Annotated in this window: 1 pseudogene; it reads left to right on the top strand. The window is 60.4% G+C overall.

Going from position 1 to position 217, the window contains the following annotated elements:
* Positions 1-217: pseudogene (locus Q0835_RS30290) on the top strand (transposase); the annotation flags it as partial.

The raw sequence follows: 217 nt of genomic DNA, 5'->3' as shown, positions 1-217 counted from the left end.
CACCTGATCGCCATGTTCGATAGCACCGTCATTCGCGCCCATGTTTCAGCGGCAGGCGCCAAAGGGGGCAGGAAGGTCAAGCGCTCGGGCGTTCGCGCGGCGGGTTCGGCACTAAAATCCATCTGAAAACGGATCGAAACGGCCTGCCGCTTGGGTTCGAACTGACCGGCGGCCAAGCCTCTGACAGCAAGCAGTTTACGGATCTCATGGAAACCGG

The organism is uncultured Roseibium sp., from assembly GCF_947499295.1.
In the GTDB taxonomy this organism is placed as follows: Bacteria; Pseudomonadota; Alphaproteobacteria; order Rhizobiales; family Stappiaceae; genus Roseibium.
Note: the sequence above shows the minus strand (reverse complement) of the source record. Positions and strands in the feature narration are given on the sequence as shown.